The sequence below is a fragment of the Streptomyces sp. NPDC037083 genome (assembly GCF_055606485.1).
On the sequence record NZ_JBVJSQ010000010.1, the window covers coordinates 257179 to 283613 of the forward strand.

The window sequence follows — 26435 nt, forward strand, 5'->3', positions numbered from 1 at the left end:
GCGGCCCGTGGCTCAGGTGGGGTCGGCTCGGCGGACGCCGGTTCGACGGGCCGTGGCTCAGCGGGGCATCGCGCGCTGCAGGTCCAGGACCTGGGCCCGCAGCCGGGCGCGGCGGTCCGGGTCGACGGGCAGCGGCACCTGCACCGCCACGAACCCGTTGAGCGTGGCCGGCGGCTCCGGCAGGCGTATGTCGAGACCGATCCGCGCGGCGAGCGCGAGCATCGTGGCGAGGAACCCGTCGGACAGCGCGTTGACGACCGCGTGGGCGGTCCGGTTGTGCCGTTCCAGCAGACCGTGTACGAACGCCTCGAAGGCGGGCACGTCGATCGGGCACTCGTCGTTGAGCATCGGACCGAACCCGGACGGCAGCTCCAGCCACGCCTCGTACACGCGCACATGCGCCAGGAACAGCTGGGACGCCCGCGTCGCCGGGTTCCACACCGACTCCCCGTCCACCTCGTAGTACTGGCTCACCGTGGTCCCCCGTCCCCGTTCGCGGGACCCGCAGCGTAACGGGGGCCCGCGGTCCGGCGCTCCCGGATTACGGCCTCACCGCCCCGGCAGCATCAGCCCCAGCGCCCCTTCCCGCACCGTCCAGGTCCGCCGCCGCACCGGCCCCGCGACCGCCGCGTCCGCCCGGTAGCGGAAGTCGGCGCCCGAGACGGTCACCGTCTGCCCCCGTGCCTGCAGCGGGGCCGCCTCCGCGCCGAGTGACAGCGGCCGCACCTCCACCGCCACCGTGCCGGACGCGCCCGTTCCAGGGGTCACCGACACGGCCTCCACGGGCTGGTCGAGGTCGACCAGCAGCACCCCGTCGACCTCGATCCGCAGCCGGGCCGGGCCGGTCGACGCGGGGGCGGGGGAGAGCCGGGACGGCCGGGAGGGCACCAGCGTCCGGACCAGGGACTGGCATGTGCGCAGCCACGGCCGCCCGGCATCCGCCCCGCCCGGCCCGTCCCCTCGCGCATCCCGGGCATCCCGCGCGTCCCGCGCGTCCCGCACACCCTGCGGGCCGCGGGCGCCGTTCGGCCCGTGGCCGCTCCGGGAGAGCCCCGGGTCCCCGGAGTCCCGCGCGTCCCCCGCGTCCTGTGGAGCGAGCGGCAGCGGCGGGATCCGCAGCGCGCCCAGCACGACGCCGTCGCTGTCGTCCACCAGCAGGTCCAGACGGCGCTCGGCGCCGTCCAGGACGGCCCGGGCCGCCGCCACGGCCCCCGTGGGCACCCCCAGGGCGCGTGCGACGCTCAGCGAGCCGCCCACCGGCACCACCGACAGCACACATTCGGCCAGGGCCCGCTGCCGGTGCAGCAGGGCCACCGCCCGGGTCAGCGCGCGGTCGTCGCCGACGACCACCGGTCGCCGCGAGCCCCGCCTCGTCAGCATCCGGGCGAATTCCTCGAGGTCGTCGGGGAGGCACACCTTGGTGCTCGCCGCACCCGCGCTGAGCACGTCTTTCGCGATGCGTACGGACTCCCCGTCCATACGCCGGGCGACCGGATCGATGATCACCAGCAGCTGGTCGGACGTCGCGAAAGTCGCCACCTCGGTCCTGCCTCGCTTCCTCGGGTAGCATCTTTGTGCAAGAGCCCCTTGCGCTATTGCGCCAGGGGCTTCGTCTATTCCGGGGCATCCGGGTCCGACGGACGGCGACCAACGACGGTCGTGGTGTGTGTGGTGCACGCGGTGGAACGATCCGCCGCGTACGCCCCTGACCTTGGACATGCCCCACCCGGAAGGGGTGTACGCGCGTGCCCGCACTTGTGCTGCTCGGTGCTCAGTGGGGTGACGAAGGCAAGGGAAAGGCCACCGACCTTCTCGGTGGCTCGGTGGACTACGTAGTGCGCTATCAGGGCGGCAACAACGCCGGCCACACGGTCGTCGTGGGCGACCAGAAGTACGCACTCCACCTGCTCCCTTCCGGAATCCTGTCCCCCGGCTGCACGCCGGTCATCGGTAACGGTGTCGTCGTCGACCCGTCGGTCCTGCTCTCCGAGCTGAGCGGTCTGAACGAGCGCGGCGTCGACACGTCGAAGCTGCTGATCAGCGGCAACGCGCACATCATCACGCCCTACAACGTCACTGTCGACAAGGTGACGGAACGCTTCCTCGGAAAGCGCAAGATCGGCACCACCGGACGCGGGATCGGTCCGACTTATGCCGACAAGATCAACCGGGTCGGCATCCGGGTCCAGGACCTCTACGACGAGTCGATCCTGACCCAGAAGGTCGAGGCGGCCCTCGACGCCAAGAACCAGCTGCTGACCAAGCTGTACAACCGCCGTGCGATCGCCGTCGACCAGGTCGTCGAGGAACTGCTGGGCTACGCGGAGAAGCTCGCTCCGTACGTCACCGACACGGTCCTGGTCCTCAACCAGGCGCTGGAGCAGGACAAGGTCGTCCTCTTCGAGGGCGGCCAGGGCACGCTCCTCGACATCGACCACGGCACGTACCCCTTCGTCACCTCGTCCAACCCGACCGCGGGCGGCGCCTGCACGGGCGCGGGCGTGGGACCGACGAAGATCAGCCGCGTCATCGGCATCCTGAAGGCCTACACGACCCGGGTCGGCTCGGGCCCCTTCCCGACGGAGCTGTTCGACGAGGACGGCGAGGCGCTGCGCCGCATCGGCGGCGAGCGGGGCGTCACTACCGGCCGTGACCGCCGCTGCGGCTGGTTCGACGCGGTCATCGCCCGCTACGCGACCCGCGTCAACGGCCTGACGGACTTCTTCCTGACCAAGCTCGACGTCCTCACCGGCTGGGAGCAGATCCCGGTCTGCGTGGCGTACGAGATCGACGGCAAGCGGGTGGAGGAACTCCCGTACTCGCAGTCGGACTTCCACCACGCGAAGCCGATCTACGAGACGCTGCCCGGCTGGTCCGAGGACATCACCAAGGCGAAGTCCTTCTCCGACCTGCCGAAGAACGCCCAGGCGTACGTGAAGGCGCTGGAGGAGATGTCCGGCGCCCCGATCTCCGCGATCGGCGTGGGCCCGGGCCGGGACGAGACGATCGAGATCAACTCGTTCCTGTAGGCCGCCGGACAGCGGTTCCCGTCGGCCGCCGCGGGGCGCGAGGGCATGGCGGACGGCGGCCCGACGGCACGTCGGCCTGGGCCGGTCTTGGACATCCTTGACCGGCCCACGGGCTGTTCGCGGTTACTCCCGTAACCGGCAGTGCCGCTTCCCGCTGCGCGGCGCGAACGCCCTGGACGCGAAGACGCTGAAGCCGGCGTTCGCCCCGTACACCGTGAAGCGGCTCCGCGTCCCGGACGTCAAGGTCGGCATACTCGGCGTCACCAACCCCGGCATCGCGATCTGGGACAAGGACAACGTCGGCGGGAAGATGGTGTTCCCGGGCCTGGTCGAGCAGGCGAAGAAGTACGTCCCGAGACTGCGCGCGCTGGGCTGTGACGTCGTCTTCCTCACCGACCACTCCGGCCTCGACGGCTCCTCCTCCTACGGCGACGCGCTCCCGTACGTCGAGAACGCCTCCAACCTCGTCGCCGAGCAGGTCCCCGGCATCGACGCGATCCTCGTCGGCCACACCCACGTCGAAGTGCCGTCGTACACGGTGAAGAACGCCGAGACGGGAGAGGAGGTGCTGCTGTCGGAGCCGTACTGCTGGGGCTACCGGCTGAGCGTCTTCGACTTCGAGCTCGAACTGTGCCACGGGCAGTGGAAGGTGACCGGCAAGACGGCCCGGACCCTCGACCCCGCCGGAGTCGAGGAGGACCCGGGGACCAGGAAACTCCTCCAGGCCGACCACGAGCTGGTGGTGAAGTACGTCAACACGCCCGTCGGCACCTGCACCGCGGAACTCTCGGCGGCGGAGTCGTGCTGGAAGGACGTCCCGATCATGGACTTCGTCCACGAGGTCCAGACGAAGACGGTGGCCGCCGGTCTCTCGGCCGCCGACGCGGCCCTCCCGCTCGTCTCCGTCGCAGCGCCCTTCAGCCGCACCGCCGACATCCCGGCCGGCGACGTCACCATCAAGGACGTCGCCGGGCTCTACATCTACGACAACACCCTGTACGGCAAGAAGCTCACGGGCGCCCAGCTGAAGGACTACCTGGAGTACGCGGCGAGGTACTACCACCAGGTGCCGGCGGGCACGGCCGTCGACACCTCCGCCCTCACCAACGCCAGCGGCTTCCGGGACTACATGTACGACACGGCGGCGGGCGTCGAGTACGACATCGACATCGCGCAGCCCGAGGGCTCCCGCATCACGAACCTCACCTACCGGGGCGCCGCGGTCGCCGACGGCCAGGTCTTCGTCGTCGCCGTGAACAACTACCGCGCGAACGGCGGCAGCGGCTACCCGCACATCGCCGCCGCCGAGATCGCCTTCAGCTCCACCGACGAGATCCGCCAGCTGATGATCGACTACGTGACGGCGAAGGGGACGCTCGACCCGGCCGACTTCGCCGCCGTCAACTGGAAGCTGACGCAGGCCGGCACGGCCGTCTTCTGAGACCGGCCGGCCGGAAGGCGTCCGCCCGGGCCGTCGGGCGGGCGCCTTCCCCTCCGGCCCCAGGGGAGCAGCGAGGGAGAAAAGCCGCATACCGGCATATCATGGGATCAACATCCGTGTGTGTCGACCAGAAGAAGGTGACTGCGATGCGCATGATGCTGAAGGCGTCCATGGACACCGAGAGGGCGAACGAGGCCATCCGCAACGGGACCCTCGGCAAGCTGATCGAGGACTCCATGGCGCAGCTCAAGCCCGAGGCGGCCTACTTCACCACCGATCACGGCCGGCGCACCGCCTTCCTCTTCTTCGACATGGAAGAGAGCGCGCAGATGCCCGTGCTCAGCGAGCCGTTCTTCCTCCAACTCGGAGCGGAGATCTCCTACACCCCGGTGATGAACGGGGAGGACGTGCAGAAGGGCCTCTCGCAGCTCGGCCGTTGACCGCCCCGGCCGACCGAGGACGCTCTCTCAGCTGAACACGATCATCGACCCCTGCGCCAGACTGCGCGTCGCCGCCGCGTGCAGTCCGAGCCAGACGTGCCGCTCGCGTGCGAAGGGGCTGGGGTCGTACGGCGCGGGAACGGCCGGCTCCTCCAACTCCGTCGGCCCGGCGGGCGGTTGGGGCGCCGCGGGAGGATTGGCCGGATCGATGCCGATGGACGGGGCCACGAACTCGAGCTCCCGCAGCAGGGACTGGGCGGAGCCCAGCGGGCCGCCGCCCGCGAGGAGTTCGTCGTTCGACAGCGGCTGCGGGAAGTCCACGGGCACGTACGCGCCCGCGTGGTCGTAGTGCCAGACCAGGTGCGACTGCTGGGCCGTCGCCTCGAACATCTCCAGGAGCTGCTCGTAGTCGCCGCCCAGCTCGTCGACCGGTGTCACCGGCAGCTGGCACACCTGGAGCAGATAGGCGCGGCGCAGGAAGTGCAGGGCGTCGTAGTCGAAGCCCGCCACCGGGGCGACCTCGCCGGACAGGCCCGGCATGTACTGGTACACCGGCACCGGCGGGAGTCCCGCCTCGGCCAGCACCTTGTTGTACTGGGCGAGTTCGTCGGCGAAGGGATTGTCGGGGGTGTGGCACAACACGTCGACGAGCGGCACCAGCCACAGGTCACAGGCCAAAGAGAGCTCCTCACTCAGCGCGTTGCACGGTCGTTCACGGACAGTGCGGCATTGCCGGTCAGGGAAGGGTAGTCGGTACGCCTCACGTCAGCTCCCGTCCTGCGTCCCCTGGTGCAGGTCCCATACCCACACTCCGGCCACCCGCCTACCCGGCCGGCCCACCAGCTTGTCCACGGTCTCACGCAGCCGTGCCTCGTGGCGCTGCGGGACCAGCACCAGGGCGCCCGCCCGCCAGTGGGCGAGGTCCTCGCGGGCCGCGGCCCGGGCGCGGGCGTCGATCACCGGGACCACGCCCGTGTACCGCACGTCCCGCAGCAGGCTCGCCGTGAAGCGCAGCGGGACGCCGTAGACGCCGGTGCGGTCGCCGTCGCCGAGGGGGCCGTTGAAGTAGCCGCCGGGCATCCGGAAGCCGAGCCCGGCCTCCGTCTGCCAGTGCAGGGCCTCGGCGTCCTCGGGCTCGGCGAGCGGCACGGGGACCAGGGTCTCGCCGTCCCGGACGTACGCCTTCCAGGAGCCGCCGGCGAAGAAGGCGGGCGTCGGGTCGCGCGGCTCGGACTTCAGCGGGGCGGGGACCAGGGGGAGCAGGGCGAGGCAGACGGCGAGCAGCCCGGCGTACTGCGTGCCGAGGCGGCGGGCCCGGGCCAGCCGGTCGATCGCCAGGGCGAGCAGCATGCCCAGCGCCGGGGCGCAGACCAGCGCGACCCTGCTCTCGACGACCGACTCGAACAGGGGGAGGCCGGCGAGCAGCGCCCACGGGCCGGGGACGGTCGTCCCGGTGAGCGGAAGGGCGACGCGTGTGCCGAGGGAGAGCACCGCCGCGGCCGCCGCCGTGCAGGCCAGCGCCTTGACGACGGGCCGGCGCCACAGCCCCGCCGTGACGGCGAGGGCGAGCAGGACCAGCGGCCACCCGTAGAAGGCGTTCTGCTCGGTCGGGTTGAGGGAGAGGGCGTCGGCGCGGCCGGCGTCGCCCGCGACCAGGGAGCGCTCGGCGAACGAGAGCAGCGCGCGCACGGAGTTGGCGACGCCGGGCGCGCTGCCGTGGTCGATGCCGGAGTAGCTCTGAGGGCCGGAGAACTGCCAGGCCAGCGGGTAGACGACGAGCGGCAGACAGACGGCGGCGGCGATCGCCAGACCGTTCAGCAGGGGGCGCGCGGCCGCGCGGGCCACGCCGGGGCGTACGGCGCCGTAGGCGGCGGCGAACACGGCCAGCCCCAGGGCGGCCAGGAGCAGCGGCTCCTCGCCGAGGAAGACCTGGTAGGCCGCCATCAGACCGAGGACGGCCCCGTCGCGGACCACCCGCTCGCCCGTCGTGAGCCGCAGCGCCCGGTCGATGATCAGCGGGATCATGAACAGCACGACGAAGTTCGGGTGGGCGTTGGCGTGGCTGACCATCGGCGGCGCGAACGCGGCGAGCGCGGCCCCGGCGAAGGCGGCCGCCCGCTGCCGGACGAGCCGTCGCACGATCAGCCGGTACCAGGCGACGGCGGTGGCGGCCAGGCCCAGCGTCATTACCAGACTGAGGGAGACGGCGGGGCCGAGGAGCAGGGTGACCGGGACGAGCGGGACCGACAGGCCCGGCATCGTCGTGTTGGCCATCAGGTTCACGCCGTCGGGGAAGCCCTGCAGGTCCGTGAAGAAGGGGGTGCGCAGACGGGCGACGTTGTCGGCGGTCACCGCGAAGAACCACTCCCACTGGTTCTGGTCCTGGAGGGAGTCGGTGAGGTAGCGGTGGGCCGGGTCGAAGAAGCGGCCGGAGTAGAGGGCGACGGACAGGGCGAGGAAGAGGAAGGCCGCGAGGACGTCCACCGGTCTCTGCGTCGGGATCCGCAGCCGGACCAGGTCCCGCAGCACCCGTGGATAGTCGGCCGGGCGGACCTTCGAGCCGGGCTGGTGCGACCAGTGCACGGGCACCTCGGCGACCGGCCAGCCGACGCGCTGGAAGTACCGCAGCACCTCCACGTCGATGGCCCAGCCGTTGAGGCGGGAGGCGGCGAACGCGGCGCGGGCCTTGTCGCCGTCGAACAGCTTGAACCCGCACTGGGTGTCGCGTATCCCGCGCAGGGTCGTGCGGCGTATGAGCAGGTTGCCGGCCGTGCCGAGGAGTTCGCGTATCCGGTGCTGCCGGTCGCCGAGGGTCGCGCCGGGGACGGCCCGCGATCCGACGGCCGCCGCGTGGCCGTCGGCGAGCGCCTTCTCCAGACGCTCCAGCTCCTCGACGGGGGTGGCGAGATCGGCGTCCGTGACCAGGACGTGGCGGCCCCGGCTGGCGGCGACGCCGAGGCGCAGGGCGTGTCCCTTGCCCCGGTTGCCGGAGCCGGCGCCGACGACGAGCTTCACGCGCGGGTCGCGGCGGACGGTGACGAGCTCGCGGGTGGCGTCGGTGGAACCGTCGTCGGCGACGAGGATCTCCCAGCTGCCCCAGTGGCTCCCGGCCGCGTCGAGATGCCGGGTGACCGCGTCCAGGGTGGGGCCGAGCCGGCGTTCCTCGTTGTAGGCGGGGATGACGACGGAGAGCTCCACGGTCGCGGCGGCGCGCCCGGCCGGGCGGGGTGCGGGGCGCCTGTCCGGGCGCGTCTCGGGGCGCGCGCCGGGTGCGTCCGCACGGCTCATCCCGCCGCCAGCCGTTCGACCAGGGCGACGGACTCGTCGTTGTAGGCGGCGAGCATCGCGCGGGCGGCGTCGGTGTCGCGGGCATACAGGGCGTCGACCAGTTCGGTGTGGCCCGACCACAGGAAGCCGCGCAGGTCCGACAGCCGGCGCAGATGCTGCACCGTGCACACCCAGGACTGCACCCGCAGCCGGTGCAGGAAGTCGGCGAGATAGGGGTTGCCGAACATGGCGCTCAACTCGCGCCAGAACCGCAGGTCGTAGCCGATGAGGACGGTGAGGTCGCCGGCGGACGCGGCCCGCTGCGCCTCCTCGCCGCGGCGGCGCACCCCCGCTATGGCGGCCGCGATCCGCGGCTCCTCGTAGTTCAGGTTGCGCTGGCGGCCCTCGTCCAGGGCCAGGAACATCCCCTCGATGATCAGGCTGCGCGCCTCGACCATGCCCCGGAAGTCCTCGACGGAGTACTCGTGGACCCGGAAGCCGCGGTGCTGGTCGGCCTCCAGCAGGCCCTGGGCGGAGAGGTCGACGAGGGCCTCGCGCACGGGGGTGGCGGAGACGCCGTACTGCTCGGCGATCTCCTTCACCGTGAACTCCTGCCCGGGCTGCAGTCGGCCCGCCAGCACCTCGTCGCGAAGCGCGTCGGCGATCTGCTGGCGCAGGGTGCTGCGCGTCACGGCGCCGTTGCCGGTACTGCCGGGCATGGTCGAGACGTCTCCCTCGTCTGGTGCGGAAAAAGTGGCGTGCTCGTCGTTGTGTACGAGCACGCCACCTTACGCGTTCGACGAAATCGAGCTCAGGCGCGCGCGGCCTGCCGCGCCCGCCCTCCGATCCGGCCCCGACCCGCTCCTACTCCGTGTACTCGTCGGCCACCGAGAGCGCCGCGTCCAGGGCCGCGAGACCTTCCTTGACCTCGGACTCGGAGACGTTGAGCGGCGGCACGAAGTGGGTGCGGTTCATGTTCACGAACGGCCACACCCCGGCCTTCTTGGCGGCCGCCGCGAAGGCCGCCATGGGCGCGTTGGCCTCGCCGGCCGCGTTGTACGGCACCAGCGGCTCGCGCGTTCGGCGGTTCTTCACCAGCTCGACCGCCCAGAACATGCCGACCCCGCGCACCTCGCCGACGCTCGGGTGCCGCTCGGCCAGCTCCGCCAGCCCCGGCCCGACGAGGGACGCGCCCAGGTGCTTCGCGTTCTCGACGACGCCCTCCTCCGCCATGACGTTGATCGTCGCGACGGCGGCCGCGCAGGCCAGCGGGTGCCCGGAGTACGTCAGACCGCCCGGGTAGGGCCGCTTGCCGAAGGTCTCGGCGATCGCGCCGGAGATGGCGACGCCGCCCAGCGGCACGTATCCGCTGTTGACGCCCTTGGCGAAGGTCATCAGGTCGGGCGTCACGCCGTACAGGTCGGCCGCGAACCACTCGCCGGTGCGGCCGAATCCGGCCATGACCTCGTCGAGGACGAAGACGATCCCGTGCCGGTCGCAGATCTCCCGCACACCGGCCAGGTAACCGGGCGGCGGCAGCATGATCCCCGCCGTTCCCGGGACGGTCTCCAGGATGATCGCCGCGATCGTGCCCGGCCCCTCGAAGGCGATGGTCGTCTCCAGGTGCTCCAGCGCCCGCGCGGTCTCCTGCTCCTCGGTCTCGGCGTAGAAGCGGGAGCGGTACAGGAACGGCGCCCAGAAGTGCACGACCCCGGCCGTGGCGCTGTCGGAGGCCCAGCGGCGCGGGTCGCCGGTGAGGTTCACGGCCTGCTGGGTGCCGCCGTGGTACGAGCGGTACGCGGACAGCACCTTGGGCCGGCCGGTGTGCAGCCGCGCCATGCGCACGGCGTGCTCGACGGCGTCGGCCCCGCCGTTGGTGAAGAAGATCTTGTCCAGGTCGCCCGGGGTGCGCTCGGCGATCAGCCGGGCCGCCTCCGAGCGGGCCTCCACCGCGAAGGCGGGCGCGAACGTGGTCAGGCGTGCGGCCTGGTCCTGGATCGCGGCGACGACCTTCGGGTGCTGGTAGCCGATGTTCGTGTAGACGAGCCCGCTGGTGAGGTCGAGGTACCGCTTGCCGTCGTAGTCCCAGAAGTACGACCCCTCGGCGCCGGCCACGGCGAGCGGGTCGATGAGCTCCTGGGCGGACCAGGAGTGGAAGACGTGCGCGCGGTCCGCGGCCTTCACGGCGGCGCCGGCCCGGGGATCGATCTGAGGGGTCATGCCAGTGAGCGTAAATGTCCGCGATGCGGAAGCGGTATCGGCGTCCTGTTCCGTCGGCGGGCCGATTCCGCGACAGGTTGTCGGGCGTGGGGGAGGGCAGGGCCGCGCCCGGGGCACCCTGACGCCCGCGCCCGGGACCCCTGACTCCCGCCCCCCGGGGGCACCCTGAAGCACGACTCGATATTGACAGCATGCTGTCGAAGTAGCAGTATGCTGTCATAAGCTTGGCAGTCACCGAGGAGGAGCCATGAACGGCAGCCGCAGCGATCGCAAGCCCGTGCACCTCGCCGTCTACGACGCCCTGGCCGACTGGGAGACGGGCCACGCCACGGCGTACCTCGCCCGAGCCGGGTACGAAATCCGGACCGTGGGCCCGACCCGCGAACCCGTCGTCAGCATCGGAGGCCTGCGCGTCCAGCCGGACCTGGCCCTGGCCGACGTCCGCCCCGAGGACAGCGCGCTGCTGATCCTGCCGGGCGGGGACCTCTGGGACACCACCGACGACCTGGCCCCCTTCGCCCGCGCCGCGCGCGCGTTCCTCGCCGCGGGCACGCCCGTCGCCGCGATCTGCGGAGCCACCGCCGGGCTCGCCCGCGAGGGCCTGCTCGACGACCGGGACCACACCAGTGCGGTCTCCTTCTACCTCGCCGCCACCGGCTACCGGGGCGGCGAGCGGTACGTCGAGGCGGACGCGGTGACGGACGGCGCACTGGTCACCGCCGGCCCCACCGAGCCGGTCGCCTTCGCTCGCGAGATCCTCCGCCTCCTCGGCGTGTACGAGGGCGAGGTGCTCGACGCCTGGTACCGGCTGTTCCACGACTCCGACGCCGACGCGTACGCCGTCCTGGAGAAGGCGACGGCCGACCGGTGAGCGCGCAGCGCCAGGAACTGCTCAGCCGCAGCGCCCTCGGGGTCTTCCGGCTGAACGGCCAGTTCCTCGCCGTGGCGGAGGAGCTGGCCCGGCCAGCCGGGCTCACCGCCGCCTGGTGGCAGGTGCTCGGCGCGGTGCTGGGCGAGCCGCTGCCCGTGTCCGGCATCGCCCGCGCGATGGGCATCACGCGGCAGAGCGTGCAGCGCATCGCCGACCTGCTGGTGGAGCGCGGCCTCGCCGAGTACCGGCCCAATCCCGCCCACCGGCGCGCCAAGCTGCTCGCGCCCACCGGGGAGGGCCTGGCCGCGGTGGCCCGCATCGATCCCGGGCACGCGGTCTTCGCCGACCGGCTGGCGCGGGAGTTCGGGGACGCGGAGCTCGCCGAGGCCGTACACGTCCTGGAACGCCTGTCCAAGGTGCTGGACGGGCTGGAGCCGCCTGTTACGCAACCGTAGACACCGCGCGGCCCTACGGCCCGAACCGCCGGATTATCCTCGCCTCCACACACATGTCTCGATCACACATGTGGCGGAAAGGCGGCGCTGCGATGGAGAAGCTGGGCCCCGGGGACCCGCAGCGCATCGGCGGCTACCGGCTGCTCGCACGGCTCGGGTCCGGCGGGATGGGCCGGGTGTACCTCGCCCGCTCGGACCGGGGGCGTACGGTCGCCGTGAAGCTGGTCCGGCGCGAACTGGCCGAGCGCGAGGAGTTCCGGGCGCGCTTCCGCCAGGAGGTGCGCAACGCCCAGCGGGTCGGCGGGTTCTGGACGGCGCCCGTCCTCGACGCCGACACCGAGGCCGCCGTGCCCTGGGTCGCCACCGGCTACGTCGCAGGGCCGACCCTCCAGCAGGTCGTGGGCCAGGACCACGGGCCGCTGCCCGAGCGGTCGGTGCGCATCCTCGCCGCGGGGCTCGCGCACGCGCTCACCAACATCCACGCGGCCGGCATCGTCCACCGCGACCTCAAGCCGTCCAACGTGATGGTCACCATCGAAGGGCCCCGGGTCATCGACTTCGGCGTCGCGCGGGCGCTGGAGAGCGTGACCGGCGACAGCCGGCTGACCCAGACCGGCGCGGTGATCGGCTCGCCCGGCTTCATGGCCCCCGAGCAGGTGCGCGGCGACGGGATCACCCCGGCCAGCGACGTCTTCTGCCTCGGCTCGGTCATCGCCTACGCCGCCACCGGCGTCCTCCCCTTCGGCTCCGCCGAGGACGGGGCGCACGCCCTGATGTTCCGCGTCGCCGAGGACGAGCCCGACCTCTCGGGCGTCCCGGAGGGCGTCGCCGACCTGGTCCGCGCCTGTCTGCGCAAGGACCCGGCCGCCCGTCCCTCCCTCACCCGCGTCCTGGAGCTCACCGGCGTCGACGACACCGTCTCCGACGGGCGCTCCCGCGACCCCTGGCTGCCCAGCGCGCTCGTGGCCCAGCTCGGCCGGCACGCCGTGCGGCTGCTGGAGGCGGAGGACCCGGAGGGGGCGGACGGGTCCCTGACCGGCGCCGCGTCCCGCCTCGGCTTCCTCGGCCAGGCGGAGGGCGCCGAGGAACACTCCGGACCGCGCGGCGACGCGTTCGCGCCGGACCGGCGCCGCACGCTGGTCGCGGGCCCCGACGGCATCCCGCCGCAGACGCCCCCGCCCGGCGCGGACGCCCCCGCGCACCCGGCGTACGGCCACGCCCAGCAGCATCCGCCGTCGGCCCCCGGCTACGGCTACCCGCCCCAGGCCCCGGGCGCCTGGTCCCCGGCGCCCGGCGTGCCGGCGCCGTACAACCCGTACGCGGACGGCGACGGGGCCCCGGGCCTCACCCCGCCGCCGTACGGCCCGTACGGGGCGGCCGACCCCGCCGACGCGCAGGAGCCCCCGCGCCGCAGCGGCCGCACCACCGTCCTGCTCGTGCTGGTCGCGCTGGTGGTGGCGATCGCCGCCGGCGGCTCGGTGTACGCGTTCATGAACGGCGACGACGACGGGGACACCACCGGCGGGCCCGGCGCCGCCTCGACCGCTCCGTCCGCGGCGGCCTCGACGCTGCCCTCCCCGTCCGCGTCGGCGTCGTCGTCCGCCTCCCCCTCCCCGTCCTCCTCGGCCGGTGCGGTGCCGGCGGCCTTCCTCGGCTCCTGGACCACCACCATCGAGAACGAGACCGGCACGAACACCCGCCGGCTGACCCTCGCACAGGGCGAGGTCGGTGACGCCGTGCTCAAGCTCGTCGCCGACGGGGAGTCCTACCACTGCGAGTTCAGCGCCGCCCTCACCCGGCGGCCCGGCGACGACGGCCCGCTGGCGATCGGCCCGTCCAAGGTCACCGCCGGCGAACCGCTCTCCTCGTGCAGCCCCGGAGCCGCCTCCGAGGTCACCCTGCTCGCCGACGGCAGACTGCAGCGGATCAACACCGGAACCGGTGAGAAACTCACCTACACCCGCCCCTGACCACCCCCGCCCCCCGGCCGCCTCACCGGGGCTCCGGCGGGCGCTGGCGGGGCATGTTGGGGCGGGCGTTGACTCCGTGCGGGGGCGGGAACCGGCCCGCCCCCGTCGGATCCGTCCGGCCGCCGCCGGAGGCGACCGCCGCCTGGATGCCCATGGGCGTCGGGCCGGTCCGGAACTCCACCATCCAGTCGGCCGTCTCCGTGCGCACCAGGTCCGTGACGTCCTCCGAGAACCGCCGCAGCACCCCCAGGCACCGCTCGGCGGCCTCGCTCGCCGTGCCCTCGGCCGGGCCCAGCACCTCCCGGACGCTCTCCGAGGCCCAGTCGAACTGCAGCACCTGCAGTCGGCGCTGCACGGCCTGGGCGGTGGCCACGTCCCTTATCCAGCCGGACGTCACGCCGAAGAAGCGGTCCACCGCCACGCACGCCACCGCCAGCACCAGCGCCAGATACCCCCAGGGAGCGACCCCGCCCAGCACCCGGGTGAGGTCCAGCAACGGCAGCGCGGCCCCGCACACGGCCCCGGCCGCCGCCCCGGCGCGCAGCACCCGGGCGCCGCGCCGCTTCCACACCCGGTCGGCCAGGTACCAGGCGGCGGTCTCCAGCGCGCCGCGCTCCACCCACCGGTACAGCTCGTCCAGCCGCTCGGCGGGCTCGCCCCAGTCCCCGAGCGGCAGCGCCCGCCCCGTCAGGTCGCCCGGCCGCAGCCCGGCCGCGCCCTCGCCCCGCCCGTCCTGAGGCGGACCCTCGGGCTGCATCTCCGGCTGCTGAACCACCCGGCACTCCCTACTGATCCCGACCGGTTGATCCCGGCCGACTGTGCCGACCGACCCCGACCGACCACCTTGTGACACCTGCGACGCCCGACGCTGCTGCGCCGGACCTTTCCTACCGCCCAATGGGTGGCTAAGAGGAAGGTTTCACCTCTTTTACGCCTGGAAGTGGGCCTTGATCAGGTATAGGCCTCACACGTAACTCACTCGAAAGAGTGCTGGGGCGACACCCGCACAGACCACGTAGGCTCGTGGCGAGCGGGGCAAATCCCGCTCGAGGCACGCCCGACAGGCGTACGACACAGGAGTTGATCGTGATTCCCGGTGGTGGCCAGCCCAACATGCAGCAGCTGCTCCAGCAGGCCCAGAAGATGCAGCAGGACCTTGCCCGTGCCCAGGAGGAGCTGGCGAACACGGAGGTCGACGGGCAGGCGGGCGGCGGTTTGGTGCAGGCGACGGTGACCGGCTCGGGCGAGCTGCGGGCCCTGCGGATCGACCCGAAGGCAGTGGACCCGGAGGACACCGAGACCCTCGCCGACCTGATCGTCGCGGCCGTCCACGCGGCCAACGAGAACGCGCAGACGCTGCAGCAGCAGAAGCTCGGCCCGCTGACCCAGGGCCTGGGCGGCGGCAGCGGCATCCCGGGCCTGCCCTTCTAGGACCGGCTCGCCCCTCCGGGACGGCCCGGGTTTTCCGGGACCGTCCCGCCTTTCTAAGACCGGCCCCGGCCAACTACCGTACGTACTGCAAGGAACCCCAGGAAGGACGGCAGTCCGTTGTACGAAGGCGTGGTCCAGGACCTCATCGACGAACTGGGGCGGCTGCCCGGCGTCGGTCCCAAGAGCGCGCAGCGGATCGCCTTCCACATCCTGCAGGCGGAGCCGACGGACGTACGGCGTCTCGCGCACGCCCTCCTGGAGGTCAAGGCGAAGGTCCGGTTCTGCGCGACCTGCGGCAACGTGGCGCAGGAGGAGCTGTGCGGCATCTGCCGTGACAGCCGTCGCGATCCTTCCGTCATCTGCGTCGTGGAGGAGCCGAAGGACGTCGTCGCGATCGAACGGACTCGTGAGTTCCGGGGCCGCTACCACGTCCTGGGCGGCGCGATCAGCCCCATCGAGGGGGTCGGTCCCGACGATCTGCGGATACGAGAACTTCTCGCGCGGTTGGCCGACGGTACGGTCACGGAGCTGATCCTGGCCACGGACCCGAACCTGGAGGGCGAGGCGACGGCCACGTACCTCGCCCGCATGATCAAGCCCATGGGCCTGAAGGTCACCCGCCTGGCCAGCGGCCTCCCGGTGGGTGGCGACCTGGAATACGCGGACGAGGTCACTCTCGGCCGCGCCTTCGAGGGGAGACGACTCCTAGATGTCTGACGCCAAGCTGCACGCGACCGACCAGAACCCGGACGACTTCGCGGTCCAGATCGCGGACCAGGTCGAGAGCTTCCTGGTGGCCGTCACCGAGGTGGCGAAGGGCGACGAGCCGGGCTCGGCGGTTCCCTTCCTGCTCCTGGAGGTCTCCCAGCTCCTGCTGGCCGGCGGCCGTCTCGGCGCCCACGAGGACATCGTCCCCGACGAGCGCTACGAGCCCGACCCCGGCTTCGAGCCGGACGCGGACGAGCTCCGCGAGAACCTGGCCCGCCTGCTGGATCCGGTGGACGTCTACTCCGAGGTCTTCGACCCCTACGAGCCCCGCAAGGCGCCCGTGCCGGCCCGGATCTCCGACGACCTCGCCGACGTCATCGCCGACCTGCGCCACGGCATGGTCCACTACCGGGCGGGCCGCACCTCGGAGGCCCTGTGGTGGTGGCAGTTCTCCTACTTCTCCAACTGGGGCTCCACGGCCTCGGCGACCCTGCGCGCCCTGCACTCGGTGCTCGCCCACATCCGCCTTGACCAGCCCCTCGAGGAGCTGGACGGTCTGGACACCGACCAGTCGCCCCTGGGTGACGAGACGCTGGAGTTCGAGGCGGGCCGCGTGATGGCGGAGGAGATCGGCGGACAGCTGGGGCTGGGCACCGTCAAGCAGTGACACACGGCGGGCGGACCGCCACCGTCCCCGGCCCGTCCCCGACGTCTCCGGGGCGGGCCGGCCGCGTGCGAAGTGCTTGAAACTTAATTCACAGCTATCACTTCGGCGTCAGTGGGCAGGGAAGTCCCGACGGCGGGCTTCCGTGCGTCTCTCACGGTGCCCGCGAGTCTCACCATGCGGTACCCGGGAGGCGGATTTCGGGCGCTCGTTAGACTGAGCCGACCGCAGTACAAGGGCGTATGTGCGGGAAAGAGACAAACTGAGCGAGGAGCGCACGTGGGCCTTGTCGTGCAGAAGTACGGAGGCTCCTCCGTAGCCGATGCCGAGGGCATCAAGCGCGTCGCCAAGCGGATCGTGGAAGCGAAGAAGAACGGCCACCAGGTGGTCGTCGTCGTTTCCGCGATGGGCGACACGACGGACGAGCTGATCGATCTCGCCGAGCAGGTATCCCCGATGCCCAGCGGCCGGGAATTCGACATGCTGCTGACCGCCGGAGAGCGGATCTCCATGGCCCTGCTGGCGATGGCGATCAAAAACCTGGGCCACAGCGCCCAGTCGTTCACCGGCAGCCAGGCAGGCGTCATCACCGACTCGGTCCACAACAAAGCCCGGATCATCGACGTCACGCCGGGCCGCATCCGGACCGCGCTGGACGAGGGCAACATCGCCATCGTCGCCGGGTTCCAGGGTGTCAGCCAGGACAAGAAGGACATCACCACGCTCGGGCGCGGCGGGTCCGACACCACGGCCGTGGCCCTGGCCGCCGCGCTCGACGCCGAGGTCTGCGAGATCTACACCGACGTGGACGGCGTGTTCACCGCCGACCCGCGCGTGGTGAAGAAGGCGCGGAAGATCGACTGGATCGCCTTCGAGGACATGCTGGAGCTGGCGGCCTCCGGCTCCAAGGTGCTGCTCCACCGCTGCGTGGAGTACGCCCGCCGCTACAACATCCCGATCCACGTCCGCTCGTCCTTCAGTGGACACGAGGGCACGTGGGTCAGCAGTGAACCGATCAAGCAAGGGGACAAGCCGGTGGAGCAGGCCATCATCTCCGGTGTCGCGCACGACACCTCCGAGGCCAAGGTCACGGTCGTCGGCGTGCCGGACAAGCCGGGCGAGGCGGCCGCGATCTTCCGCACGATCTCCGACGCCGAGATCAACATCGACATGATCGTGCAGAACGTGTCCGCGGCCTCCACCGGTCTGACGGACATCTCCTTCACGCTCCCCAAGGCCGAGGGCCGCAAGGCCATCGACGCCCTGGAGAAGAACAAGGCCGGCATCGGCTTCGACTCGCTGCGCTACGACGACCAGATCGGCAAGATCTCCCTGGTCGGCGCCGGGATGAAGACCAACCCGGGCGTCACGGCCGACTTCTTCAAGGCCCTGGCCGACGCGGGCGTCAACATCGAGCTCATCTCGACCTCCGAGATCCGCATCTCGGTCGTGACGCGCGCGGACGACGTCAACGAGGCCGTGCGCGCCGTGCACACCGCCTTCGGACTCGACTCCGACAGCGACGAGGCCGTCGTCTACGGGGGCACCGGGCGTTGATCTCGGCAACGCGCCGACCGACGCTCGCGGTCGTGGGTGCGACCGGTGCGGTCGGCACGGTCATGCTGCGGATCCTGTCCCAGCGTGCCGACGTCTGGGGTGAGATCAGACTCGTCGCCTCGCCGCGTTCGGCCGGCCGCAAGCTGGCCGTGCGCGGCGAGGAGGTCGAGGTGCTGGCCCTGTCGGAGGAGGTCTTCGACGGGGTCGACGTCGCGATGTTCGACGTGCCGGACGAGGTCGCCGCGCAGTGGGCGCCCGTCGCCGCCGCCAAGGGCGTGGTCGTGGTCGACAACTCCGGCGCCTTCCGGATGGACCCGCAGGTGCCGCTGGTGGTCCCCGAGGTCAACGGGCACGCGGTGCGCAACCGGCCGCGCGGGATCGTCGCCAACCCCAACTGCACGACGCTGTCGATGATCGTCGCTCTGGGCGCGCTGCACGCCGAGTACGGGCTGCGCGAGCTGGTGGTGTCCTCGTACCAGGCGGTGAGCGGGGCCGGGCGGGCCGGGGTGGAGACCCTGCGGCAGCAGATCGCGCTGGTCGCCGGCACCGAGCTGGGCACCAGCCCCGGCGACGTGCGGCGGGCCGTCGGCGACAACACCGGGCCGTTCCCGGAGCCGGTGGCGCTGAACGTCGTCCCGTGGGCCGGGTCGCTGCGCGAGGACGGCTGGTCGTCGGAGGAGATGAAGGTGCGGGACGAGACCCGCAAGATCCTCGGGCTGCCGAAGCTTCCGGTGGCCGTGACGTGCGTGCGCGTCCCCGTCGTCACTACGCACTCCCTCACCGTCCACGCCCGCTTCCAGGACGAGGTCACCGTCGAGGGAGCCCGCGAGATCATCGCGACGGCGCCCGGTGTCGTCCTCTTCGACAACCCGGCCGCGGGGGAGTTCCCCACGCCCGCCGACGTGGTCGGCACCGATCCGACCTGGGTCGGCCGGGTGCGGCGGGCCCTGGACGACCCGACGGCGCTCGAACTCTTCGTGTGCGGGGACAACCTGCGCAAGGGGGCCGCGCTGAACACGGCGCAGATCGCCGAGCTGCTCGCGGCGGAGCTGTCCTGAGACCGAAGGTGCCGACCGGCGCTTTGGCTGATTGTAGGATCTTTCAAGCAATGTGAGCCGGTCGACGGTCCGAACCACTTGTATCGGGCACCTTTGGCATCCGAAGATTTTCCTCCCCGCTCTCCGCAACCGTGCGCAGGGCGGGGAGCGTCTTTGCGGTCACCCTTCGGTGTGCGCGGGCGTGCGAACGATCACGGCGTACGGGGGCGCGGTGGTCCGGGCGTGGGGACGCCCGTTCCTATGGGACACAGGGGAAGAGCGGGACATGAGACGGGTGCGCGGGGCCTTGGCCGATACAAAAGTGACGCCGGACGCGTACAACCCCCACCGGGGGAAGAGTGTCCAACTGGCGTGGCAGAGGTACTCGAACTCCCGATGGCGTCCCGCGGCGCGGCACTACGGCCGCCGCGCGGCGTCCTGCGACCCCGCACGCCCGGCGTGGCCGGCGGCATGCCGGTGATCGCGCCGATGCCCGCAGCGCGGCCCACCCGCGTCCCCAGCCAGCGTGACGGCGGCGGATCCGCCACGTCCGCGGAAGACACCTTGGCGGCCGGCACCACCGTCGACCACCTCACGGAGACCTACCGGGCCCACTACCGCTCGCTGCTCGGCCTCGCCGCCCTCCTCCTCGACGACACCGCCTCCTGCGAGGACGTCGTCCAGGAGGCCTTCATCCGCGTCCACTCCGCGCGCAAGCGTGTCCGCGACCCGGAGAAGACCCTCGCCTACCTGCGCCAGACGGTCGTCAACCTCTCCCGCTCCGCCCTGCGCCGCCGCATCCTCGGCCTGAAGCTGCTCTCCAAGCCGATGCCGGACATGGCCAGCGCGGAGGAGGGCGCCTACGACCAGCTGGAGCGCGACTCGCTGATCAAGGCCATGAAGGGCCTGCAGCGACGCCAGCGCGAGGTCCTCGTGCTGCGCTACTTCGCCGACATGACCGAGGCCCAGGTCGCCGAGACCCTCGGCGTCTCCCTCGGCTCGGTCAAGGCGTACGGATCACGCGGCATAGCCGCCCTGCGCATAGCCATGGAGGCGTCCGCGTGAGCGGGGATGCCGAAGACCGGGGCTTCCGAGGGAACGCCGACGGTCACGAAAGCCACGGGCCTCCCGCGCGGCAGAAGCCGACGACCTCGTCGCGCACACCGGAGCCGAAGCAATCGCACGCTGGGAACTCAACCGTGAACCACCACCTCGACGACCCGGGCCCAGAAGGGCTCGACTCGGACGAGCTGGCACTGCGCCGGATGCTGCACGACGCCGTCCAGGAGATGGCGCCCCGCGACGGCACGCTGGACCACCTGCGGCGGGCCGTGCCCGTCCGGCGGGCCCGCAAGCGCCAGGCAGCCGTCGGCATGGCGGCCGCGGCCCTCTTCCTGGGCACGGCCGTGCCCGCCGTGCTCCACGTCTCGGGGGCGGGCGGCTCCGACGCCAACCCTTCCATCGCCGGCCAGGCCTCACAGGCGCAGGGGGGCGTCGATCAGGGCAAGAACCCCGACGGCGGCTCCTCGGGCAGGGTCGGCGACTCCTCCGGTACGACCGGTGAGCAGGGCAAGGACGGCGCCACCGCCTCCGACCGGACCAAGGAGGCCGTGGGCGGCACCGCCTCCAGCGGCGCCGGCCCCACCTCCGCGTCCGAGGCCGGCGCACCCGCCTGCCGCCCGGACCAGCTGCAGACCGGCGCGCCCGCCGTCGACGTGCCCGACGCGGCCGGCAACGTCTACGGCGCCTTCCGGGTCCAGAACTCCTCCACCGCCGCCTGCACCGTCGGCGGCGCCGTCTCCGTGACGTACGAAGCGCAGGGAGCCGCCGACGCCACGAAGATCACCGTGGTCGAGCACGCCTCCGGCGACGTCGCGGCCGGCCTGCCCGACCCCTCCCTCTACGTCACCGGGCACACCCTCGCCCCCGGCTCCGCCTACGAGGTGAAGTTCGCCTGGGTGCCCTCCGAGACCTGTCCCACCGCGGGCGGCACCGGCGGCGACGGCGGCGGCACGGCATCCCCCTCGCCGACCCCGAGCGAGCCCACCGGCACGACCGGCGGCGAGACCACCACCGGCTCGTCGGCGCAGCTGTACACCGAGGACGGCACGGCGGACGGCAGCGTCGTCGTGACGTACACGGCCGACGGCGGCTCCCCGACGGCCAGGGCGACCGTTTCGGACGCGTGCGCGGGGACGATCTACCGGACGGGCGTGCTGGCGTCGTCGTGAGCCCGCGCTGACCGACCGGTGACCGCGGGCTCCTCCGGGAGGATCCCGAGCTCCGCGTCCCGCGCGAACTCCACCTCGCGCCGCAGCAGCCGGAACCACATGAACACCACGAACCCCGCGAAGACGAACCACTCGCCGGTGTAGCCCAGGTTCTGGAACGCCTTCAGGTCGAGGCCCGTGTCGGCCGCCGCCTTCGCGGGAACCGCCGTCATCCCCGGGTCGGCGGTGTCGAGGGTGATCCAGGCGTCGTAGAGGTCGTAGGGCACCAGGTTGACCAGCGACGCGGCGCTGATCGCCGCGGTCTGCCCGGCCGGCAGGCCGCCCTGGGCGCTCACACCGTTGTCGCCGGGCTGCTCGGAGGCCTGGAGCGCCCCGGTGACGGTGACCTCGCCGGTCGGCGCCGCCGGCGCCTTCGCCGCGTCGGCCCTCCCCGGCAGCCAGCCGCGCACGACGGGCAGCGCCCGGCCGCCGTCGGTGCGCAGCAGGGTCAGCACGTAGTAGCCGTTCTTCCCGTCCAGCTCCCGGCCGGGCACCAGCAACTGCCGGCCGTAGCGCCCGGTGGCGGTGGCCTGCCTGCCGGAGGTCGCCTTGTCCACGGGCAGCAGCTCGGCCAGCGGACGCGCGGACCCCGTACGGGCGGACCGTGCCTGCGCCTTCGCGTCACGATGGTCGTCCACCCGCGCCTCGAACCGGCTCAGCTGCCAGGACCCCATGAACACGCAGAAGGGGATGGCCAGCAGCACGAAGACGTTGATCCCCCACCATCGGGGCGTCAGCAGAAACCGGTACACACCCTCCACGGTACGGGGCGGACGCGCGGTCCCGGCCCGCGGGGTGAGCCTGTTCGGTGGGAAGCAGGTGCGAAGAGGGTGGGAAGTTGTCCACAGCCTGGGGACCTTGGCGTCTCGTTGTGGCCGCGGGCGGGCAGTATGGGGCCATGACTGAGAGCAATGGGTCCGCCGCACCCGAACGGTACGAGGACATGCCCGACTGGGAGAAGCGCTTCCGGGCGCCCCGGGTGTCGCTGCCCGACTGGGCGCAGGACGCCCCCGATCACTCCCTGTTCGTCTCGAACGCGACCGGGACGTACGAGCTGTACGCCTGGGACCGTGCCACCGGCGAACGGCGTCAGGTGACCCACCGGGCCAACGGCACGACGGACGGCGTGCTCTCCCCGGACGGCGCCTGGATCTGGTGGTTCGACGACAAGGACGGCGACGAGTTCGGAGTCTGGCGCCGCCAGTCCTTCGCCGGCGGCGAGGACGAGCTGGCGACGCCCGGCCTGGACGCCTCCTACCCGGCGGGCCTGGCCCTCGGCCGCGACGGCCGCACGGCCGTGGTCGGCCGCTCCACCGACGAGGAGGGCACGACGGTCCATGTGGCCCGGATCGGCGAACCTCCCTTCGAGCTCTACCGCCACCGTGAGTCGGCGGGCGTCGGCGACCTCTCCCACGACGGGAGCCTGATCGCCCTCGAGCACACCGAGCACGGCGACGCCATGCACTCGGCGCTGCGCGTCCTGCGCCCCGACGGCACGAGGGTCGCCGAGCTGGACGACACCCGCGGCGGCACCGTGGAGCTGGGCCTGGAGGTGCTGGGCTTCGCCCCGGTCGACGGCGACAGCCGTCTGCTGATCGGCCACCAGCGCCGCGGCCGCTGGGAACCCCTGGTCTGGGACGTGGCCACGGGCGCGGAGACCGACCTCGACCTGGACCTGCCCGGCGACGTCAGCGCCGAGTGGTACCCGGACGGCTCGGGCCTGCTCATCGTGCACAGCTTCGAGGCCCGCAGCGAACTGTTCCGCTACGACCTGGCGAGCGCGGCGCTGGAGCGGATCGAGACCCCGCCGGGCACGGTCTCCGGGGCCACGGCCCGCCCGGACGGCAGCGTGGAGTACCTGTGGTCCTCCTCGGCCAGGCCGCCGGCGGTCCGCTCGACGACCGGCGAGGTCGTTCTGGACCCTCCCGGCATGAAGTCCCCGGGCTCGGTCCCGGTGCAGGACGTGTGGGTGGAGGGCCCGGGCGGCCGCATCCACGCGCTGGTGCAGAAGCCGGCGGGCGCCACCGGCCCGCTGCCCACCGTCTTCGACATCCACGGCGGCCCGACCTGGCACGACAGCGACGCCTTCGCGGCGGCTCCGGCGGCCTGGGTGGACCACGGTTACGCGGTCGTCCGCGTGAACTACCGCGGCTCCACCGGCTACGGCCGCGCCTGGACGGACGCCCTGAAGCACCGGGTGGGCCTGATCGAGCTGGAGGACATCGAGGCGGTGCGGGAATGGGCGGTGAGCTCGGGTCTGTCCGACCCCTCCCGGCTGATCCTGACCGGCGGCTCCTGGGGCGGCTACCTCACCCTCCTCGGCCTCGGCGTGCAGCCCGACGCGTGGGCCCTGGGCATCGCGGCCGTCCCCGTCGCCGACTACGTCACGGCCTACCACGACGAGATGGAGGCCCTGAAGGCGATGGACCGCACCCTCATGGGCGGCACCCCGGAGGAGGTCCCGGAACGCTTCGAGGCGTCGTCCCCGCTGACGTACGTCGACAAGGTGCGGGTCCCGGTCTACATCTCGGCCGGCGTGAACGACCCGCGCTGCCCCATCCGCCAGATCGACAACTACGTCAAGCGCCTGGAGGCGAGGGGGGCGGTGCACGAGGTGTACCGCTACGACGCGGGCCACGGCTCGCTGGTGGTGGACGAGCGGATCAAGCAGGTGCGTCTGGAACTGGAGTTCGCGGAACGGCACCTCCGGTAGGGAGGGGGGCTCGCGGCGGCGCGCGGGGGCGTGAGCGGCTCCTGGGCTGAGGCGCCAGCGGTGGCCTCCGGGGGAGGCGGCGGAGGCCCGCGGGAGCGGAGGGTGCCGGGGGAGGCGGCGGAGGCCCGCGGGAGCGGAGGGTGCCGGGGGAGGCGGCGGAGGCCCGCGGGAGCGGAGGGTGCCGGGTGAAGTGGAAGGGGCCGGGGGAGCGGAGGGGACGGAGGAAGCGGAGGTGGTCCGGCGGGCCACGCAGGCCGCCCCGCGGGGTCCGTCGGCTCCCCACGGACGTACGCGGGCCGGACGTGCTCGGCCTCCGCCCACTTCCGCGCCTGCGCCCGCCCCTACACCCCCGGGGCCCCTCGGCGCCTGCGCCGCAGCAACTCCGCCATGCCCCGCCGGGTCGCGGCCAGCACCACCCGGTCCGAGCCCCGCAGGACGTACTCGTCCTGCAGATCCCACACCAGCCCCGGCCCGCCCTGCCGGTCCCGGCCGGTGTCCAGGGCCAGCACCCGCCAGTACCCGGCCCGGAACGCCTCCCCGACCGTCTTCCCCTCCAACTGCGCGTAGCCCGCGACCTCCAGCGCGGCGAACAGCAGCACGCGCCGCTCCACCGGGATCGCGCCCAGGATCTGCCGTCCCATCATCGCCCCGGCGAACGCGGGCGCCGCGAGGTGCGAGACGCTCCGGCTGCGGGTCAGCGCCTGCGGATGCGCCGCCCGCAGGGTGCGGTACACGGCGGTTGCGAAGTCGTCGTCGTACAGCCGCAACACCACCCGCAGATCGGGCCGCAGCGACCGCGCGTACAGCGCGGCCTCCAGATTCGTGGTGTCGGAGCTGGTCACCGCCAGCAGCGCGTGCGCGCGGTGGATCTTCGCGGCCTCCAGCACGCCTTCCTGCGTGACGTCCCCCAGCACCACCGGCACCCGAAGCCGCCGGGCCACCGCCAGCCCCCGGGCCTCGGGACCCGCCTCGACGCACACCACCGGGATGTTCAGCTCACGCAGCCGGGTCAGCACCCGCGTGCCGATCTTCCCCAGTCCGAGCAGCACGACATGCCCGCCGAGCCCCCGGGGAGGCCGGCGCAGCGCCCCTGCCCCGCGGAACGTCCCGAGCGCCTCCAGCACCGCCGCCAGCAGCACCGGCAGCAGCAGCAACCCGATCAGCCCGGACAGCAGTTGGAGGACCTGGCGTCCGGTGGTGGCCCCGACCGCCGGGTCGTTGATGGCGAACAGATCCAGCAGGGTCAGGTACAGCGCCCCCAGCGGATGGATCCCGGTGGCCAGCCACAGGGCCACCGCCAGCGCGAACACGCACCCGACCAGTCCGGCCAGCGACCACCGCAGCCGCCGCGAGAACAGCGAGGCGAACGGCGCCACGACGCCGACGCCGCGCCCGGAGGGCAGTGCGGGTCCGGCGGAGTACGCGACCTGTTCCAGGACGACCGACCCGCGTCTGCCCGAGGCCGCGGCCTCCCGCACCGCCGCCGCGTCGGGCAGCAGCAGCGGCCCCTGCTCGCCGCTGGCCTCGGAACCGTCCGCGAAGGCCGGGTCGTTGCCGTCGGCGGAGAGCAGCGCGAGCGTGGGGCGGCCCGGCTCGCCGGCCTCGCCGGGCCCCGTCGGCGGCCGTTCGACGGCGCGCAGCAGCAGCCCGTCCGTCTGGACGACCTTGCTGGTCCCGACCAGGGCGGTCGCGGCGAGCGCGGGCGCGGCGGTGTCGGCGTCGGACAGCACGGTGGTCGAGGCGTCGCCCCCCGCGTACCCGGGGTGCCCGGAGTGGTCCGGGCGTCCCGGGCGCGAGGAGCCCGCAGCGTCCGGGGAGCCCGAGGAGTCCGGGCCGCCGCCGGTGGCCAACGCCGCGGCCTGGTCGAGGAGTTCCTCGATGTGCTGCCCCAACCGCCGGTTGTAGAGCCGCAGGACGAGCCGCAGCCGGGGGTTGAGCCGGCGGGCGGTGAGGGCGGCGCGGATGTTGGTCTCGTCGTCGTCGTACACGAGGGCCAGTGCGGCGGCCCGCTCCACGCCCGCCTCGGCGAGCACCGCCTCGGTGGCCTCCACGGCCTCCAACGTCCTTTGCCCGCCCACGGGTTCGCTCGACGCGACGGGCTGCGCGCCGTTGCCCGCCGCCCGGTTGACGGCCGCGCTCACCACCCGGTCGAGCAACGCCGCGGACACCGCCCGGGCCCTCCCGACGACCGGCGGCCGGACCGTGCGCTCGGCGGGCGGCACGACGAGCGTGACCTGCTCCTCGTACACACCCCTCAGTTCGGCGGCGAGCCGGTGCGCCAGGCCGTCGTCGCCGCACACCACCATGTGCGCGCCGGCGGCGCCCGGCGGCTGACCCTGATTCGGAACGCTTGCCACGAGGG

22 protein-coding genes and 1 pseudogene are annotated in these 26435 nt (G+C 72.7%); 14 read left to right on the plus strand and 9 right to left on the minus strand.

Annotated elements, in window-relative coordinates; all coding sequences use genetic code 11:
• Window positions 1–57: 57 nt before the first annotated feature.
• On the minus strand, window positions 58–474 hold the full coding sequence (locus tag ACZ7DE_RS26525; RefSeq protein ID WP_470765347.1) for a DUF6086 family protein: 417 nt from the start codon (window positions 472–474) through the stop codon (window positions 58–60).
• 75 nt (window positions 475–549) lie between these two features.
• A complete protein-coding gene (locus ACZ7DE_RS26530; protein ID WP_470765349.1) occupies window positions 550–1539 on the minus strand; it encodes a diacylglycerol kinase family protein in 990 nt (329 codons plus the stop codon).
• Between the two features lie 206 nt (window positions 1540–1745).
• Between ACZ7DE_RS26530 and ACZ7DE_RS26535 the strand changes: the two genes are divergently transcribed.
• From ACZ7DE_RS26535 to ACZ7DE_RS26545, 3 genes and pseudogenes are all read left to right on the plus strand, one after another.
• Window positions 1746–3029: an adenylosuccinate synthase gene (locus tag ACZ7DE_RS26535; RefSeq protein ID WP_470765351.1), complete on the plus strand. Its 1284-nt coding sequence runs from the start codon at window positions 1746–1748 to the stop codon at window positions 3027–3029.
• A gap of 139 nt (window positions 3030–3168) precedes the next feature.
• Window positions 3169–4470 (plus strand): annotated as a pseudogene (locus ACZ7DE_RS26540) (5'-nucleotidase C-terminal domain-containing protein); the annotation flags it as partial.
• A gap of 146 nt (window positions 4471–4616) precedes the next feature.
• Window positions 4617–4910 (plus strand): hypothetical protein, encoded by a 294-nt coding sequence (locus ACZ7DE_RS26545; protein ID WP_470765353.1) that lies wholly within the window; start codon window positions 4617–4619, stop codon window positions 4908–4910.
• 27 nt (window positions 4911–4937) lie between these two features.
• On the opposite strand, the gene ACZ7DE_RS26550 is transcribed toward ACZ7DE_RS26545, so the two are convergent.
• The 4 genes from ACZ7DE_RS26550 to ACZ7DE_RS26565 all read right to left on the minus strand — a co-directional run bounded on the left by ACZ7DE_RS26550 (window position 4938) and on the right by ACZ7DE_RS26565 (window position 10397).
• On the minus strand, window positions 4938–5588 hold the full coding sequence (locus ACZ7DE_RS26550; protein ID WP_470765354.1) for a hypothetical protein: 651 nt from the start codon (window positions 5586–5588) through the stop codon (window positions 4938–4940).
• Window positions 5589–5675: 87 nt separating this feature from the next.
• Complete coding sequence (locus ACZ7DE_RS26555; RefSeq protein ID WP_470765356.1) at window positions 5676–8198, minus strand: glycosyltransferase; 2523 nt, start codon at window positions 8196–8198, stop codon at window positions 5676–5678.
• Window positions 8195–8896 carry a GntR family transcriptional regulator gene (locus tag ACZ7DE_RS26560; protein ID WP_470765358.1) on the minus strand — a complete coding sequence of 234 codons (702 nt, stop codon included), beginning with the start codon at window positions 8894–8896 and terminating at the stop codon, window positions 8195–8197. The genes ACZ7DE_RS26555 and ACZ7DE_RS26560 overlap by 4 nt, the downstream gene beginning before the upstream one ends.
• A 145-nt stretch (window positions 8897–9041) precedes the next feature.
• Window positions 9042–10397, minus strand: coding sequence for an aminotransferase class III-fold pyridoxal phosphate-dependent enzyme (locus ACZ7DE_RS26565; protein ID WP_470765360.1), 1356 nt, complete (start codon window positions 10395–10397; stop codon window positions 9042–9044).
• Window positions 10398–10644: 247 nt separating this feature from the next.
• Here ACZ7DE_RS26565 and ACZ7DE_RS26570 point away from each other — a divergent pair, with 247 nt between their 5' ends.
• From ACZ7DE_RS26570 to ACZ7DE_RS26580, 3 genes are all read left to right on the plus strand, one after another.
• On the plus strand, window positions 10645–11268 hold the full coding sequence (locus tag ACZ7DE_RS26570) for a DJ-1/PfpI family protein (RefSeq protein WP_470765362.1): 624 nt from the start codon (window positions 10645–10647) through the stop codon (window positions 11266–11268).
• Window positions 11265–11723 (plus strand): MarR family winged helix-turn-helix transcriptional regulator, encoded by a 459-nt coding sequence (locus tag ACZ7DE_RS26575; protein WP_470765365.1) that lies wholly within the window; start codon window positions 11265–11267, stop codon window positions 11721–11723. The genes ACZ7DE_RS26570 and ACZ7DE_RS26575 overlap by 4 nt, the downstream gene beginning before the upstream one ends.
• Before the next feature lie 92 nt (window positions 11724–11815).
• Complete coding sequence (locus tag ACZ7DE_RS26580; protein WP_470765367.1) at window positions 11816–13693, plus strand: serine/threonine-protein kinase; 1878 nt, start codon at window positions 11816–11818, stop codon at window positions 13691–13693.
• A 22-nt stretch (window positions 13694–13715) separates the two neighbouring features.
• Here the strand turns inward: ACZ7DE_RS26580 and ACZ7DE_RS26585 are convergent, their stop codons facing one another.
• Complete coding sequence (locus tag ACZ7DE_RS26585; protein ID WP_470765525.1) at window positions 13716–14450, minus strand: SLATT domain-containing protein; 735 nt, start codon at window positions 14448–14450, stop codon at window positions 13716–13718.
• 329 nt (window positions 14451–14779) lie between these two features.
• On the opposite strand from ACZ7DE_RS26585, the gene ACZ7DE_RS26590 reads away from it, so the two are divergent.
• From ACZ7DE_RS26590 to ACZ7DE_RS26620, 7 genes are all read left to right on the plus strand, one after another.
• A complete protein-coding gene (locus tag ACZ7DE_RS26590; protein WP_470765370.1) occupies window positions 14780–15124 on the plus strand; it encodes a YbaB/EbfC family nucleoid-associated protein in 345 nt (114 codons plus the stop codon).
• 117 nt (window positions 15125–15241) lie between these two features.
• Window positions 15242–15841, plus strand: a complete 600-nt coding sequence (recR, locus tag ACZ7DE_RS26595; protein ID WP_470765372.1) for a recombination mediator RecR — start codon at window positions 15242–15244, stop codon at window positions 15839–15841.
• Window positions 15834–16499: a DUF5063 domain-containing protein gene (locus tag ACZ7DE_RS26600; RefSeq protein WP_470765373.1), complete on the plus strand. Its 666-nt coding sequence runs from the start codon at window positions 15834–15836 to the stop codon at window positions 16497–16499. Before recR ends, ACZ7DE_RS26600 begins: the two co-directional genes overlap by 8 nt.
• 276 nt (window positions 16500–16775) lie before the next feature.
• Window positions 16776–18053 carry an aspartate kinase gene (locus ACZ7DE_RS26605; protein WP_470765375.1) on the plus strand — a complete coding sequence of 426 codons (1278 nt, stop codon included), beginning with the start codon at window positions 16776–16778 and terminating at the stop codon, window positions 18051–18053.
• Window positions 18053–19111: an aspartate-semialdehyde dehydrogenase gene (locus tag ACZ7DE_RS26610; protein ID WP_470765526.1), complete on the plus strand. Its 1059-nt coding sequence runs from the start codon at window positions 18053–18055 to the stop codon at window positions 19109–19111. The genes ACZ7DE_RS26605 and ACZ7DE_RS26610 overlap by 1 nt, the downstream gene beginning before the upstream one ends.
• A 375-nt stretch (window positions 19112–19486) precedes the next feature.
• Window positions 19487–20155 carry a SigE family RNA polymerase sigma factor gene (locus tag ACZ7DE_RS26615; RefSeq protein WP_470765527.1) on the plus strand — a complete coding sequence of 223 codons (669 nt, stop codon included), beginning with the start codon at window positions 19487–19489 and terminating at the stop codon, window positions 20153–20155.
• A 134-nt stretch (window positions 20156–20289) separates the two neighbouring features.
• Window positions 20290–21321 carry a hypothetical protein gene (locus tag ACZ7DE_RS26620; protein WP_470765377.1) on the plus strand — a complete coding sequence of 344 codons (1032 nt, stop codon included), beginning with the start codon at window positions 20290–20292 and terminating at the stop codon, window positions 21319–21321.
• On the opposite strand, the gene ACZ7DE_RS26625 is transcribed toward ACZ7DE_RS26620, so the two are convergent.
• Window positions 21291–22112 carry an SURF1 family protein gene (locus ACZ7DE_RS26625; protein ID WP_470765380.1) on the minus strand — a complete coding sequence of 274 codons (822 nt, stop codon included), beginning with the start codon at window positions 22110–22112 and terminating at the stop codon, window positions 21291–21293. The two genes, ACZ7DE_RS26620 and ACZ7DE_RS26625, sit on opposite strands and share 31 nt — an antisense overlap.
• A 146-nt stretch (window positions 22113–22258) precedes the next feature.
• Here ACZ7DE_RS26625 and ACZ7DE_RS26630 point away from each other — a divergent pair, with 146 nt between their 5' ends.
• A complete protein-coding gene (locus tag ACZ7DE_RS26630) occupies window positions 22259–24073 on the plus strand; it encodes a S9 family peptidase (protein ID WP_470765382.1) in 1815 nt (604 codons plus the stop codon).
• A gap of 341 nt (window positions 24074–24414) precedes the next feature.
• On the opposite strand, the gene ACZ7DE_RS26635 is transcribed toward ACZ7DE_RS26630, so the two are convergent.
• Complete coding sequence (locus ACZ7DE_RS26635; protein WP_470765529.1) at window positions 24415–26379, minus strand: NAD-binding protein; 1965 nt, start codon at window positions 26377–26379, stop codon at window positions 24415–24417.
• Between the last annotated feature and the right edge of the window lie 56 nt (window positions 26380–26435).